Below are 14,225 nucleotides of genomic sequence, written 5' to 3'. Positions count from 1 at the left end.
CATTACGGCCGCTTGCTCCCGTTCGTCCCGGAACATCTCAGGACAACAGGCATACGCTTGTGAACGCGTTCACATTCACAAGCAATTATGACGTACTGCTTTTCGCATCCGGAAGGGGGGTCCCCTGTGATGTCAACCCCTCCGCGTCACCGGGGGGCCGCGGGCCGCACCGAAGGCCGTCCGCGCGGGACCGGACCGGCTTCCCGCACACACGAGGGCGGCCGGCGGGATCACCCGCCGGCCGCCCGGACACCGTGTCGTCGTGGGGTCAGGCCTCCTTGCGGAAGGCCTCCGCCGTCTTGAGGAAGATGTCGTTCGCCTCGGCCTCCCCGACCGTCACGCGCACGCCCTCGCCCGGGAACGGCCGGATCACGACACCCGCCTGCTCGCACGCCTGCGCGAACGCGACCGTGCGCTCCCCCAGCCGCAGCCAGACGAAGTTGGCCTGCGTCTCGGGCACCGTCCAGCCCTGCTCGCGCAGCCCGTCGACCACGCGGGTGCGCTCGCACACCAGCGACCCGACCCGGCCGATGAGCTCGTCCTCGGCCTTCAGCGAGGCGATCGCCGCCTCCTGCGCGATCTGGCTCACCCCGAACGGCACCGCCGTCTTGCGCAGCGCCGCGGCCACCGGCTCGTGGGCGATCGCGAAGCCGACGCGCAGCCCGGCCAGCCCGTAGGCCTTGGAGAAGGTCCGCAGGACGCAGACGTTGGGCCGGTCACGGTAGATCTCGCAGCCGTCGGGCACCTCGGGATCGCGGATGAACTCGCGGTACGCCTCGTCCAGCACCACCAGGACGTCCTTCGGCACCCGGTCCAGGAAGCGCTCCAGCTCGGCCCGCCGCACCACGGTGCCGGTGGGGTTGTTGGGGTTGCAGACGAAGATCAGGCGGGTGCGGTCGGTGATCGCGTCGGCCATGGCGTCCAGGTCGTGCACGTCACCCGGCGTCAGCGGCACCTGGACGGACGTGGCCCCGCTGATCTGCGTGATGATCGGGTAGGCCTCGAAGGACCGCCAGGCGTAGATCACCTCGTCACCGGGGCCCGAGGTGGCCTGCAGCAGCTGCTGGGCGACACCCACCGAACCGGTCCCGGTGGCCAGGTGCGAGGCCGGCACCGCGAACCGCTCGGAGAGCTCCGCCATCAGGCCCGTGCACGCCATGTCCGGGTAGCGGTTGAAGGACGAGGCCGCGGCCGCCACCGTCTCCATCACACCCGGCAGCGGGGGGTAGGGGTTCTCGTTGGAGGACAGCTTGTACGCCGCGGGCCCGCCCTCGGCGGCCGGCCTGCCCGGCTTGTAGGTGGGGATCCCCTCCAGCTCGGCGCGCAGCTTGGGGCTCGTCTCGCTCACCGCAGTCCTCCTCGCGAAGACCGGCGGCCCATGACCGCCGCCGACATCCAATACTGCTCACCTTATGAGGATTCCCCTCCGCTGCGTAGAGCGGCGGCGAGGCGGATGACCGCGTCCCGTCCGGCGCCGCGACCGCCTTGGAGCCCCGGGCGCCGAGGGCCAACGGGGCAAGATCACCCGAAGGCAGACGAAGCGCGCGCGGACAGGGGGCGCGCCTCACATATATCTATGCGCCGGTGGTTCACGCCGTGGCGCGCATCCCTCGTGCAGGTGAGTTGAGACCTCTTCGCAACATCGCACCCTTGGCAGGTGCGTGCGCGCCGACACGTCAGTTCCGTGAATTGGACGCTTCAACTACCTTGTTTTCCCAGGAGGTTGCGCGTTGATGATCATGCAGAAACGTGCCTGTCAACGCGTGCATATGCGTCCGCCCTACCCCACCGCATGAGCCCTACTATCGGCTCGCCATGACAGCAGCAGGGAAGCACCAGGTGAGCCGCGCGGAAACCTCACGTCGAGGCAGCCGGCCGGGTCGAGCGGGCATCAGGGACGTGGCCGCCGCCGCCGGAGTCTCCATCACGACCGTCTCCGACGCCCTGAACGGAAAGGGCAGGCTCCCGGACGCCACCCGGCGTCATGTACGCGAGGTCGCCGACAGACTGGGCTACCGCCCCTCGGCCGCCGCCCGCACGCTCCGCACGGGCAAGTCGGGACTCATCGGCCTGACCGTGACCACGTACGGGGATGAACCTTTCACCTTCACGGAGTTCGCGTACTTCGCGGAGATGGCGCGCGCCGCCACCTCCGCCGCGCTCGACCGCGGGTACGCCCTCGTGATCCTCCCGGCCACCTCCCGGCACGACGTGTGGTCCAACGTCGCCCTGGACGGCACGGTGGTGATCGACCCGTCCGATCACGACCCGGTCGTCAGCGAACTCGTCCGGCAGGGCTTACCGGTGGTCTCCGACGGCCGCCCGGCCGGCTCCCTGCCGGTCACCGCCTGGGTCGACAACGACCACGAGGCCGCCGTCCTCGGCATCCTGGACCACCTCGCCGACGCCGGCGCCCGCCGCATCGGGCTGCTGACCGGGACCACCACCGACACCTACACCCACCTGTCCACCACCGCCTACCTGCGCTGGTGCGAGCGGGTGGGACAGGATCCGGTCTACGAGTCCTACCCGGCACACGATCCGTGCGCGGGCGCCGTCGCCGCCGACCGGCTCCTCGCCCGCCCCGACCGGCCGGACGCCGTCTACGGCCTGTTCGACCCCAACGGCACCGACCTGCTGGCCGCCGCCCGCCGCTACGGCCTGCGCGTCCCGGAGGACCTGCTCCTGGTCTGCTGCAGCGAGTCCGCCGTCTACGCCAACACCGAGCCGCCGATCACCACCCTCTCCCTCAAGCCGCGCCGGATCGGCACGGCCGTGGTGCAGCTGCTCATCGACGCGATCGAGGGCGTCGCCTCCGACCAGCCGGTGGAGCAGGTGATACCGACGGAACTGATCGTGCGCACCTCCTCGCAACGCCGGCCCCCGCGCACGACGGTCAGCCCGCCCAGGTCGCCCGAGGGGGCATGACGCCCCTGCCGCGCCACGGGGGCGGCAGGGACCGGGGGAAGCCAGGGGGCAGGGGCGGCGGGCGCGCCCCGGTGGCGGCCCCTCAGGAGGGTGAACGGCGGGTCGTTCCACGCCACCCCTCCGGGGGAACCGGGCCGCCCGCCCGAGGAACGGCGGGCCCTTCCCGCAGCCCGCTCTCCGGCGGTGAGCGGCCCCAGGGCAGCGGAATCGGGCGCAATCCGGACGAAAGCACCGGCGGGACGGAGCCTTGCCCTGATTCACCACCCCTGGGTCATCACATGGCGGGATTCGCATTCCTATGATGGGCCCACGACACCGCGGACCGCTGCGACCAGGCAGTCCGATGCGGTGCAGACGCGGCGCGATGGTGGTGGAGGGGTCGATGACTCAGGGGGCCGGTCAGGGACCCGAGGTGCAGCGCACGGCGACGTTGCGCGACTTCCGGGTGCCCGCGTACGTCCACGAGACCGGCCCGTACGTCCACAGCACGCATCCCGGCGACATCGCCCCGCCCGCCGCGGAACCCCATCCCGACGGATACACCCCCACCCAGCGGGACCTCCCCGTCATCAATCGGGGGGACACTGTCCAGGTGACCGTCGAACCCGAGTCCGTCCCCGCCCCGCAGTCCGTCACCGGCCCCGGACCGCTGTACGTGGTCGGGGACGTCCACGGCTACCTCGACGAGCTGGTGGCCGCCCTCCAGGAACAGGGCCTGATCGACGCCGCGGGCCAGTGGTGCGCCGGCACCGCCCGCCTGTGGTTCCTCGGCGACTTCACCGACCGCGGCCCGGACGGCATCGGCGTCATCGACCTCGTGATGCGGCTGTCCGCCGAGGCCGCGGCCGCCGGCGGCTACTGCAAGGCCTTGCTGGGCAACCACGAGCTGCTGCTGCTCGGCGCCAAGCGGTTCGGCGACACCCCCGTCAACTCCGGCGCCGGCACCGCCACCTTCCAGGCCGCCTGGCTCCTCAACGGCGGCCAGAAGACCGACATGGACCGCCTGCAGGACCACCACCTGCAGTGGATGTCCCGCCTGGACGCGGTCGAACAGGTCGACGGCCACCTGCTGCTGCACTCCGACACCACCGCCTACCTCGACTACGGCCGCTCCATCGAAGAGGTCAACGACACCGTCCGCGAGACGATCACCCGCAACGACGCGGACGAGGTCTGGGACCTGTTCCGCAAGTTCACCAAGCGCTTCTCCTTCCGGGACGAGGGCGGTGCCGACGCGGTGCGCTCCCTGCTGGATACGTACGGGGGCACCCGGGTGGTTCACGGGCACAGCCCGATTCCGTATCTCCTGGGCGAAGTCGGCTCCGAGGACGGCGAGGACGACCGCGGACCCGTCATCGAGGGACCGCACGTCTACGCCGACGGACTCGCCATCGCGATGGACGGCGGCGTGACGATGGCCGGAAAGCTGCTGGTCCGGCAACTGCCGCTGCACATCTGAGGCTTCACCGGCCCGCCCGGCGCCGGTGACGGCGCCCGGCGGACCCGTGCCAATTTCGGTAAACCCCCTGTCACCGCGCGCCGTCACCGCTCTACCATCGGCTTATCCGTAGCAGGCTCCCCTCCGTTTCTGCCCGACGGCTCGTCAGCATGCCGAGCCCCAAGCCCTACGGAGCATCGGGGGATGCACATGAACAGCGTTCCGCAGTACCTGATGAGCGAGGACCGCCAGGAGTACGAGCGGGTTCTCGATGAGGCGCTGCGCACCGCACCACACCGTCCCGAACTGAGCGCTGTCGGACAGCGGCTCAACACCGAACAGCTGCGCACCATGGCGCTGAACGCCACCGCGATCGTCGCGGCGGCCGCGGCGACCGAGTACCAGCACTACGTCAAGGTCCGTGAGGAACTGCGCCACCCGCCGGGCCGGTCCGCCCCGGCCGCCCGCGACGCTGGCTCCGAGGAGTCCGGCGGCGCGATGGGACTCGCCGCCACCATGGGCGAGGTCGCGGAGACCGCCGGTGCGGGCGTCGTCGCCGTGGTCGCGGTCCTGGCCCCCGTCCTGGCCGGCACCGCGGCCGTGATCTTCCTGCTCGTCGGTTACGTCCTTCGGGCCGTCGATCCGGACGCCGCCTTCGCCCGGACCATGCTCACCACCGGCTGGGTGTTCGGCGCGGTGACGGCGGTCGCCATCCTCGTCGCTGCGGCGGGTCTGCTGCTCACGGCGCTGCGCAACAAGCCCTCGGCACTCGGCGGTGCGTACGCGGAAGCCGACGACGAGCTGGCCCGGGCCAGGGAGGCATGGCGGGAAGCCCTGCTGGAACGGGGCATCGTGCCGTTCCTGCGCGACGCCCTGGCCGACCCGGGCACCGCCGCCCTGCACCATTCGGCCCCCGGCGCACCGGCCGGGCGCATGCCGCAGCTCGGCTACGACCGGCCGGGGTTCACCAGCCCCGGCGAGGGACCGGCCCGCCGGTCACGGCCGAGCTACTCGAGCCCGGACTACAGCAGCCCGGACTTCGGCGGCCCGGAGCACCAGCCGGAGTAGACCGGCCGGAGCAGACCCGCCGGAGTAGAGCGGCCGGAGCGGCCGTCGGCTCCGCTCGGTGAGCGGACCGAGTCCAGGCGGAGGCCGCCGAAGCGGCGACCGAGTGCGCGCCGGAACGCCCTCCGCGGCGCCGGCGGCGCGGCTCGACGTGCCCTGCCCACCTGCCGGGCGGGCGGACCCGGTGCGCCGGGCGGGCCCGGGCGCCTCGGCCCGTCCTACCGCGCCACGGGTGCACGCGCGGGTCGGTGCGCCGGTGCGCACCCTGCGGCGCCGTGCCGGGTACCGTGCGCGGCCGTCCGGTGGTGCGGGCGGGCGGCTTCGGGGGCCGCCGGGGTGGTGCCCGCGGCCGTCGGGGACGGTCACAGGATGCCCGCCCGGCCCGCGGCCGTGATCCACGACGGGAACTCGGACAGCAGACGGTCGTACAGCTCCGCGTCCGGCACCGTGCTGATGTCGTCGACGGCGAAGAACCCGACGTTGTCGACGCGTCGGCCGGGCAGGGTGTCGAACCGTTCCAGCACGCCGTAGTCGGCTCTGCCGAGCCCCACGAACTGCCAGAAGATCGGCTCCTCCACCGCCTCGCGGAGCTCCCGCTCGATCTCCGCGTTGCGGTAGACACCGCCGTCGGAGAAGAACAGCACCAGGGTGGGCGCCGACGCCGGATGGTCCCGGACGAAGGAGCGCACCTCGGCGATGACCTTCTGTTCCTCGTTCTGGATCCCGACCTCGCGCATGTCGACCTGGCTCGGGTCCAGTCCCTTCTTCCGGCTCCGCCTCCGGAAGAGGCTCATCTCCCCCACCCGCACGTGGAGCCGCAGCCACTCGGGCAGGTCACCCAGCCTCAGGTCGGGCAGCCGGGCCGGACGGGAGGCGAACGTCCAGGCCTGCATCTCGCCGTCGTCGTCCAGTTGCGCCGCCACCGCGGCCATGCGCTCCACGACGTCGGCCACGGTGCCCTTGGAGTACAGGAAGGACATCGACCCGGAGGCGTCCAGGACGAGCACCACGCGGGCGGTGACCCCGGCCGCCCCGTGCTTGCGCAGGCTGACCGCCACCTGCTCCTTGCGCAGCGACAGCCGCTTGCGCATGTCCACCGGCAGCCGCTCCTCCCCCTTGGTGAGCCGGGGAGCCGCCGCCGGGCCGGACGCAGCCGCCGGTGCGGGGGCCGGTGCCGGCGCGGGCGAGTGAGGGGCCGGTGCGGGCGCGGGCGCGTGGGGGGCCGGAGGGCGGGGCGGAGGCGGCGCGGTCGGCGGGACCGGAGCCGAGGGGGACGGCGCCTGCGCGGCCGGTGCCGGGGGAGCGGCGGGCGGCACCTGCGGGGGTGCCGCGGCGGGCGCGGGCGCGGCCGGAGGAGTGTCGTCCACCGAGATGCCGAAGTCGGTGGCGAGCCCGGCCAGTCCGGAGGCGTATCCCTGCCCCACGGCACGGAACTTCCAGGCCCCCTGCCGCCGGTACAGCTCACCGCCGATGAAGGCCGTCTCCGTCCCGGCCGTCATGTCGAAGCGGGCCAGTTCGGCTCCGGTCCCGGCGTCCAGCAGCCGCAGCACCAGCCCCGGCACCTGGCCGAAGGTGCCCCCGTCCGCCGACGCGCACAGCACGATGCGGTCGATGGCGGGTTCCAGCGAGCGGAGGTCGACCTCCAGCGTGTCGGTCGTGCCCGCGGTGGAGGGCTGCTTGCCGCGGTGCGTCACGGCGTTGGACGAGTGGCGCGGCTGGTTGTAGAAGACGAAGTCGCCGTCGTCCCGAACCCGCCCGGCCTCGGTGAGCAGCAGGGCCGAGGCGTCGACGTCGGGTACCCCGGAGCCGGCCCCCCAGGCCAGTTCGACGCGCACCACGGGGGCATCGACCGGGAGGTTGGAACCCTTGCTCATCGGTGTCGCAGTCATGCGGCCAGTCTGCCTCCCCACCTGGCCGAAACCCACCGGCCCGCTACCGCGAGCCCCCCCCCGGTCCTGCCGACCGGCCGGCCGGGGCCCGCCGGGTCCTCCCTGCGCGCGGCTCCGTCACCGGACGTGCGAGGTCGTTCTCCCCGAACGGAACGCCGGATCGATGAGCGCACGGGAACCGCTCTCCCGGACGACGGCGCCCGTACGTCACGGGTGGTTCTCACCGGAGTGACAGTCACCGACGGCACCTCCCGGTCGTTGATCGCCGCGGACGCCGTCGGCTGCCCCCGCCCGCTGCCCGGCCCCACGGCAGGTACGGGGTGGCGCACGGCGCTGCCCGCCTCGGAGGGCAGCGCCGTGCGCGGACGTCAGTCCGCGATCGGCAGGTACACCCGGTTACCGCCGGCCGCGAACTCCTTCGACTTCTGGAGCATGCCCTCGGCGATCTCCTCGGCGGAGGCACCGTCGGCCGGCGTGCCGCCGAACCGTTCGGTGATGTCGTGGCTGATCTTCATCGAGCAGAACTTCGGCCCGCACATCGAGCAGAAGTGCGCCGTCTTGGCCGGCTCCGCCGGGAGGGTCTCGTCGTGGAACTCCCGCGCGGTGTCCGGGTCGAGGGCCAGGTTGAACTGGTCCTCCCACCGGAACTCGAAGCGGGCGTCGGACAGGGCGTCGTCCCACTCCTGTGCTCCCGGGTGCCCCTTGGCGAGGTCGGCGGCATGCGCGGCGATCTTGTACGTGATGACGCCGGTCTTGACGTCGTCACGATTCGGCAGACCCAGGTGTTCCTTCGGGGTGACGTAGCAGAGCATCGCCGTGCCCCACCAGGCGATCATCGCGGCGCCGATGCCGGAGGTGATGTGGTCGTAGGCCGGTGCGACGTCCGTCGTCAGCGGGCCGAGCGTATAGAACGGAGCTTCATCGCAGATCTCCTGCTGCAGGTCGATGTTCTCCTTGATCTTGTGCATCGGGACGTGTCCCGGGCCCTCGATCATCGTCTGTACGTCGAAACGCTTCGCGATCCGGTTGAGTTCCCCGAGCGTGCGCAACTCCGCGAACTGGGCCTCGTCGTTGGCGTCCGCGATGGACCCGGGACGCAGGCCGTCACCCAGCGAGTAGGTGACGTCGTAGGCCGCGAGGATCTCGCAGAGCTCCTCGAAGTTCTCGTAGAGGAACGACTCCTTGTGGTGCGCCAGGCACCACGCGGCCATGATCGAACCGCCCCGCGAGACGATGCCGGTCTTGCGGCGGGCGGTCAGCGGCACGTACGCCAGCCGCACGCCCGCATGGACCGTCATGTAGTCCACGCCCTGTTCGGCCTGCTCGATGACCGTGTCCTTGTAGATGTCCCAGGTCAGCTCCTCGGCACGGCCGTCGACCTTCTCCAGGGCCTGGTAGAGCGGGACGGTCCCGATCGGCACGGGCGAGTTGCGCAGCACCCATTCCCGTGTGGTGTGGATGTTGCGGCCGGTGGAGAGGTCCATCACCGTGTCGGCGCCCCAGCGCGTCGCCCAGGTCATCTTCTCCACCTCCTCCTCGATGGAGGAGGTGACCGCCGAGTTGCCGATGTTGGCGTTCACCTTGACCAGGAACCGCTTGCCGATGATCATCGGCTCGGTCTCCGGGTGGTTGACGTTGGCGGGCAGCACGGCCCGGCCCGCCGCGATCTCCTCGCGCACCACCTCGGGCGCGACGTTCTCCCGGATCGCGACGAACTCCATCTCCGGCGTGATCTCACCACGCCGTGCGTGGGCGAGCTGCGTGACCGGCCGGCCCGGACGCCCCCTGCGCGGCTGGCGTGGCCTGCCGGGGAAGACCGCGTCGAGGTTGCGCAGGCCGCCCCGGGGCGAGGTGTGCCTGATGCCGTCGTCCTCGGGGCGCACCGGGCGCCCCGCGTACTCCTCGGTGTCGCCGCGGGCGACGATCCAGTGCTCCCGCAGCGGTGCCAGTCCCCTGCGCACATCCGTGACGACGTGCGGATCGGTGTACGGGCCCGAGGTGTCGTACAGGGTGACCGACTGCCCATGGGTGAGATGCACCTGCCGGACCGGCACCCGCAGATCGGGGCGGGTGCCTTCGACGTACGCCTTGTGCCAGCCGATGGACGGCGGCGTCTCCCCGTTCTCGTTCACCGACGCATCCGTCGGGTTCTGCGTGGAGGCAGGCGTGCGTGCGTCCTTGTTGGTCATGAGACCTACTCCCTACGCCGGCATTACCCGGTAACAGGTTCGGCGGTCGACGCAGCGGCTTCCGTCGGTCGGCGTTTCGTGTGCAACATCACTCGGACTCGGTGATGTTTCATGTGAAACGTCGCTGGAACGGAGGTCAGCGCCCTCTCAGCCCGGTGCTCCGAGCTCCCGCGTGTACAAAGTTGCCCCCACGCTAGCCTCCGTCCTGGCGCGGTGACCAGAGGGCCCTCCCCGTTCTTGCGATGATCGGGCGGTGACCTCGACGCACCATCCTCCGTACCCCCCGCCCGAACCACCCCGCGGATCCGGCGCCGGAAACGGCGGTGTCCCCGGCCAAGGGCCCGGAACCGGCAGCGAGCCGGGCCACGGGCATCCGGGGCGGGGCGGTGGCCACTCCCACGGACACGGCCATAGCCACAGTCACAGCCACGGTCCGGCGGCTCCCGTCTCGCGGCACCTGCGCAAGGTCATCGCGGCGATCCTCATCCCGTTCGCCGTCGCCGTGCTGGCCGGCCTGGTGGTGCTGTGGCCGGGCGGTGCCCCCGGCCACGAGCGCACCGGTGTCGGCTTCGACCGGCAGACCCAGCAGGCAACGGTCACCGAGGTGGTCGAGGTCAGCTGCAAGTCGGTCAACGCCTCCGGGGGCGTGCCCACCGGCGACACGTCCACGGCGGAAGGCTCGTCGGCCCAGCAACAGGCGGACGGCACCTGCAAGAAGGCCACGATCCGCGTCGACTCCGGCAAGGACAAGGGCCGTACATTCACCGAGATCGTGCAGCCCGACCAGTCCCGCCAGCTGAGCCGGGACCAGGAAGTCGTCGTCGCCTACGAGCCGTCCGCGCCGAAGGACCTGCAGTACTCGGTCACCGACGTGAACCGGCGCGTCCCCCTGGCACTGCTGGCCGGCATCTTCGCACTCGCCGTCGTGGCCGTGGGACGTCTGCGCGGGGTCATGGCGCTGGTCGCCCTGGCCATGAGCTTCGTGGTGCTCAACTTCTTCATCCTGCCCGCGGTCCTGCAGGGTTCGAACCCCCTGGCCGTCGCCGTGGTCGGGGCGAGCGCCATCATGCTGATCGCCCTGTACCTCTGCCACGGACTGTCCGCCCGCACCTCGGTCGCCGTGCTGGGCACTCTGATCTCCCTGCTCCTGATCGGCGTCCTCGGCTCGGCGTTCATCGGCTGGGCGGCGCTGACCGGGAACACGGACGACAACACCGGCCTGATCCACGGGCTGTACCCCGGGATCGACATGAGCGGCCTGCTGCTGGCCGGAGTGATCATCGGCTCGCTGGGCGTGCTGGACGACGTCACGGTCACGCAGACGTCCGCGGTGTGGGAGTTGCACGAGGCCAATCCGCTGATGAGCCGGCGCGCGCTGTACCGCGCGGGGATCAGGATCGGCCGTGACCACATCGCCTCGGTGGTCAACACGCTCGTCCTCGCCTACGCGGGTGCCGCGCTGCCGTTGCTGCTGCTGTTCTCCGTCGCGCAGAGCGGCGTCGGGACGGTCGCCAACAGCGAACTGGTGGCGGAGGAGATCGTGCGGACCCTCATCGGGTCGATCGGGCTGGTCGCCTCCGTGCCGGTCACCACGGCGCTGGCCGCCCTGGTCGTCTCGGCCGACCGCCCGACGGACGGGAGCCGGGCGAAGGCAGCCGCATCGGACCGGGACGGCGGAACGGTGCCGGAAGCCCGGTCGGCCTCCCCGCGCGGGGGCCGTGGCAGGCGGCGCAAGCGCTGACCCTCGCCGCCTCCGGGGCGGGACGGTCCGGCCGCCCGCAGCGGAACGCCCCGTGCCGGCGGGCTCGTCGGCGCGGGGGCGCCTCACTGCGTGATGAGCCCCCGCGTCGGGCCGGCTGTTCGGCGCTGGGGCCCTCGCGGTCCGCGGCTGCGCACCGGCGCTGCGTCGCGGAACCTCCGGTCCTCCGGTCCTGGTGGCACGAAGCGACCTCCGCGGGGTGCGGCGGAGCGTTTCTGCGCATCGTGGCGGAACGCTCCGGAGGTTCCGCCCACCCGGGACGGCACTCACGAACGTCAGCCGGCGCTCTGCTCCGCCAGGATCCGGTCCAGTGCGTCGTCCAGGTGGGCGTCGAAGTCTGCGAGCGCGCCTTCCTGGCCCAGCGGGACCAACTTGTCCGTACGGTCCAGAAAGGCCACCAGCGGTGCCGTGGACGAACGGAACAGCGCCTGGTCGCTGCCGACCTGGAGCCGGATCATCACCTCACCCAGGGCATCGGGGTCCACGGGAGCAACCCGTACGTCCCCCTCGCCGCACGGGCGCCCCACCCCGTCGACCAGCAGCTCCCGCCCGAACGCCCAGGTCACCGGGGCATCACCCGGAAGGTGGAACGTCAGCCGCACGGCATAGGGATCACAGGTGTCGTAACGGAGTTCCACCGGGATGCGGAAGGACAGCTCCTCCGACACGAGAAAGCTCATCATGACCTCTGCCTGCACGGATTCGCGCATCGCCTACCCCGTCACTTGCCGTCGACTGGCCGGGAATGGACCCACCTGACACCTGATGAAATCTTGCTGAACGTACACAGCAGATCACAAGGAGTAAGTTTTCAGATACTGATAGAGAGTGCGAGCGACCCGACGAGACGCGTGCCTTCGGCCTGCAGACGCTGCGCCACGGGAACCAGACGATCGGCCTGGTGTGCGGGGAGCGAGATGGCGATCGCCGCGGCCGTACTGCCGACGGCCACCGGGATCGCCGCACAGACCGTCCCCACGGCATACTCCTGGCGCTCCGTCACCACATCCGTGCGACAGGAACGTTCGAGGCGCCGGAGCAGACTGTGCCCGTCGCGCACCGTGTACGGCGTGACCGGCCGGACCGGATGGCGGGCGAGGTGGTCACGGCGGTCCTCCTCGCCGAGCTGGGAGAGCAGGCACTGCCCGATGGCGTGGGCGTGACCGGTCTCGCGGAACGCCGCCCACTCCTCGACCGCGGGGTTCCCCGGGGTGTCCGAGACGCACAGGACGTCGATCTCGCCCTCGCGGTACACCGCGTAGTACACGGGCGTGCCGAGGGCGTCCCGCCAGCGGGCGAGCGCGTCGATGAACGTGGTGCGACGTTTCTGCCGCGCCCCGCTGCTGCTCAGCCGCTCGGCCGCCTCCCCGAGGAAGAACAGCCCCTTGTCCCGGCGCAGATAGCCCTCGTGGACCAGGGTCCGCAGCAGGTGGTACGTCGTGGGCAGGGCGAGCCCGGCCTCCCGGGCCAGTTGCTTGGCCGGCGCCCCGTACGCATGGCCCGCCACACACTCCAGCAGACGCAGCGCACGCTGCACCGAGCCGATGAGTGTCGCGGTCGGCAGGGCCGTGGCGGACTCCGGCGCGCCGGGCTGCGAGGGGACGGAGGCCACGTGGGCAGGGGCGGTGTCGGCCGGGGCCAAGGATCACTCCCGAGGGCGAGGGGGGCGGCCCGTGCGGGGAACACGGGTGGGCGTGCGGGCCGCTCGCGGGGAAGCGCCGCCCCACGCCGCGTTGTCGGACTCTAACCGTCCGTCACCGTCCGTGCCCCGTCCGCCGGCGAAGTTCCCCCGCCCGAGGGAACCGGTGACGGGTGTGAACGCCGTCCCGGCTCCCCGTGCGCTCACCAGTCGCTGCGCGAGGAGGACCCGGCCATGAACTTCCGTACGAGGTAGATGAGTCCGCCGACAAGGGCGACGAACACCAGCAGCTTGAACAGGAGGCTGATCACGAAGCCGACCACACTCGCTATCAGGCCGCCGAACACGACCAGGGCGATGACCGGCACCGCGATCCACTTCACCCACCACGGCAGTCCCGTGAAGATCTCTCGCATGGCCCTCGTCCTTACCTCTCCGCCCGTCGGACACGGGTCGTGTCGATGATGTCCTGCACTCGATGCTAGGGCGGCCGGGGGTCCCACGGGGGCCGCGGATCCCTTGTCCTCCCCTGAGCGGTCCCCTAGGGAACCCCGAGACGCGGCTCAGCTCTCGGGCGGAGAGAAGACGACCAGAACCCGCAGGTCCTCGCTGATGTGGTGGAACTTGTGCGGTACGCCCGCCGGTACGTACACCACGCTGCCCCGCGCCACCTCTGTGGTCTCCGTGCCCACGGTGATCGACGCACGGCCACTGACGACGAAGTAGACCTCGTCCTGCCGGTGCGGCTGCTGCGGGTCCTGAACCCCGGCGTCGAGCGCGTAGAGGCCGACCGACATGTTCCGCTCCCGCAGGAACTGCAGGTACGCACCGTCGTTGGCGGCCCGCTCGGCCTCCAGTTCGTCCAGCCGGAATGCCTTCATGGCGATGCCCGCCCCCACCTCACTGCCCAGGTCCGATCGTGTCTGCCACGATCAGACACATGATGAATTTCCTAGTCAAGACGATCGCCAACGCGGGCGCCCTCGCCGTCGCGGTGTGGCTGGTCGGTGACATCACCCTCACCGGGGACAGCACGGGCAAGCAGGCCGGCACCCTGATCCTCGTCGCGTTGATCTTCGGTGTGGTGAACGTCCTGGTCAAGCCGGTCGTGCAACTCCTCAGCCTGCCCCTGCTCATTCTGACGCTCGGCCTGTTCACCCTCGTGGTGAACGCGCTGATGCTGCTGCTGACCTCCTGGCTCGCCGAGGTGTTCGACCTCAGCTTCCACGTCGAGGGATTCTGGACCGCCGTGCTCGGCGGACTGATCATCTCCGTCGTCTCGTGGGCGCTCAACCTCGTCCTGCCCGACGGGGACTGA

12 protein-coding genes are annotated in these 14,225 nt (G+C 71.2%); 5 read left to right on the top strand and 7 right to left on the bottom strand.

Annotated elements, in window-relative coordinates:
- Positions 1–268: 268 nt before the first annotated feature.
- Entirely contained in the window at positions 269–1,348 is a 1,080-nt protein-coding gene (gene hisC / locus ACSU53_RS15720) for a histidinol-phosphate transaminase (RefSeq protein WP_437028282.1), read from the bottom strand.
- Between the two features lie 467 nt (positions 1,349–1,815).
- On the opposite strand from hisC, the gene ACSU53_RS15715 reads away from it, so the two are divergent.
- From ACSU53_RS15715 to ACSU53_RS15705, 3 genes are all read left to right on the top strand, one after another.
- Positions 1,816–2,928, top strand: a complete 1,113-nt coding sequence (locus tag ACSU53_RS15715) for a LacI family DNA-binding transcriptional regulator (protein WP_437028280.1) — start codon at positions 1,816–1,818, stop codon at positions 2,926–2,928.
- A gap of 367 nt (positions 2,929–3,295) precedes the next feature.
- Entirely contained in the window at positions 3,296–4,387 is a 1,092-nt protein-coding gene (locus ACSU53_RS15710; protein WP_437033222.1) for a metallophosphoesterase, read from the top strand.
- Between the two features lie 183 nt (positions 4,388–4,570).
- On the top strand, positions 4,571–5,434 hold the full coding sequence (locus ACSU53_RS15705; protein ID WP_437028278.1) for a hypothetical protein: 864 nt from the start codon (positions 4,571–4,573) through the stop codon (positions 5,432–5,434).
- Between the two features lie 359 nt (positions 5,435–5,793).
- On the opposite strand, the gene ACSU53_RS15700 is transcribed toward ACSU53_RS15705, so the two are convergent.
- Both ACSU53_RS15700 and thiC read right to left on the bottom strand, forming a co-directional pair.
- Positions 5,794–7,320 carry a VWA domain-containing protein gene (locus ACSU53_RS15700; protein ID WP_437028276.1) on the bottom strand — a complete coding sequence of 509 codons (1,527 nt, stop codon included), beginning with the start codon at positions 7,318–7,320 and terminating at the stop codon, positions 5,794–5,796.
- Positions 7,321–7,688: 368 nt separating this feature from the next.
- Positions 7,689–9,509, bottom strand: a complete 1,821-nt coding sequence (gene thiC, locus ACSU53_RS15695) for a phosphomethylpyrimidine synthase ThiC (RefSeq protein WP_437028274.1) — start codon at positions 9,507–9,509, stop codon at positions 7,689–7,691.
- Between the two features lie 253 nt (positions 9,510–9,762).
- Between thiC and ACSU53_RS15690 the strand changes: the two genes are divergently transcribed.
- The gene (locus tag ACSU53_RS15690) at positions 9,763–11,250 is read left to right on the top strand and encodes a YibE/F family protein (RefSeq protein ID WP_437028272.1); all 1,488 of its coding nucleotides are present in this window, start codon (positions 9,763–9,765) and stop codon (positions 11,248–11,250) included.
- Between the two features lie 293 nt (positions 11,251–11,543).
- On the opposite strand, the gene ACSU53_RS15685 is transcribed toward ACSU53_RS15690, so the two are convergent.
- The 4 genes from ACSU53_RS15685 to ACSU53_RS15670 form a co-directional block, all read right to left on the bottom strand.
- Positions 11,544–11,978, bottom strand: coding sequence for an SsgA family sporulation/cell division regulator (locus ACSU53_RS15685; protein ID WP_437028270.1), 435 nt, complete (start codon positions 11,976–11,978; stop codon positions 11,544–11,546).
- Between the two features lie 101 nt (positions 11,979–12,079).
- Positions 12,080–12,805 carry an IclR family transcriptional regulator gene (locus ACSU53_RS15680; RefSeq protein ID WP_437033221.1) on the bottom strand — a complete coding sequence of 242 codons (726 nt, stop codon included), beginning with the start codon at positions 12,803–12,805 and terminating at the stop codon, positions 12,080–12,082.
- A gap of 305 nt (positions 12,806–13,110) precedes the next feature.
- Entirely contained in the window at positions 13,111–13,323 is a 213-nt protein-coding gene (locus ACSU53_RS15675) for a DUF5326 family protein (protein WP_437028268.1), read from the bottom strand.
- A gap of 147 nt (positions 13,324–13,470) precedes the next feature.
- Positions 13,471–13,788: a cupin domain-containing protein gene (locus tag ACSU53_RS15670; RefSeq protein WP_437028266.1), complete on the bottom strand. Its 318-nt coding sequence runs from the start codon at positions 13,786–13,788 to the stop codon at positions 13,471–13,473.
- A 59-nt stretch (positions 13,789–13,847) separates the two neighbouring features.
- On the opposite strand from ACSU53_RS15670, the gene ACSU53_RS15665 reads away from it, so the two are divergent.
- On the top strand, positions 13,848–14,225 hold the full coding sequence (locus ACSU53_RS15665) for a phage holin family protein (RefSeq protein WP_437028264.1): 378 nt from the start codon (positions 13,848–13,850) through the stop codon (positions 14,223–14,225).

The organism is Streptomyces sp. enrichment culture, from assembly GCF_964273255.1.
Taxonomy (GTDB): Bacteria; Actinomycetota; Actinomycetes; order Streptomycetales; family Streptomycetaceae; genus Streptomyces.
The sequence above is the reverse complement of the archived record's forward strand: the minus strand, read 5'-3'. Positions and strand labels throughout refer to the sequence as shown.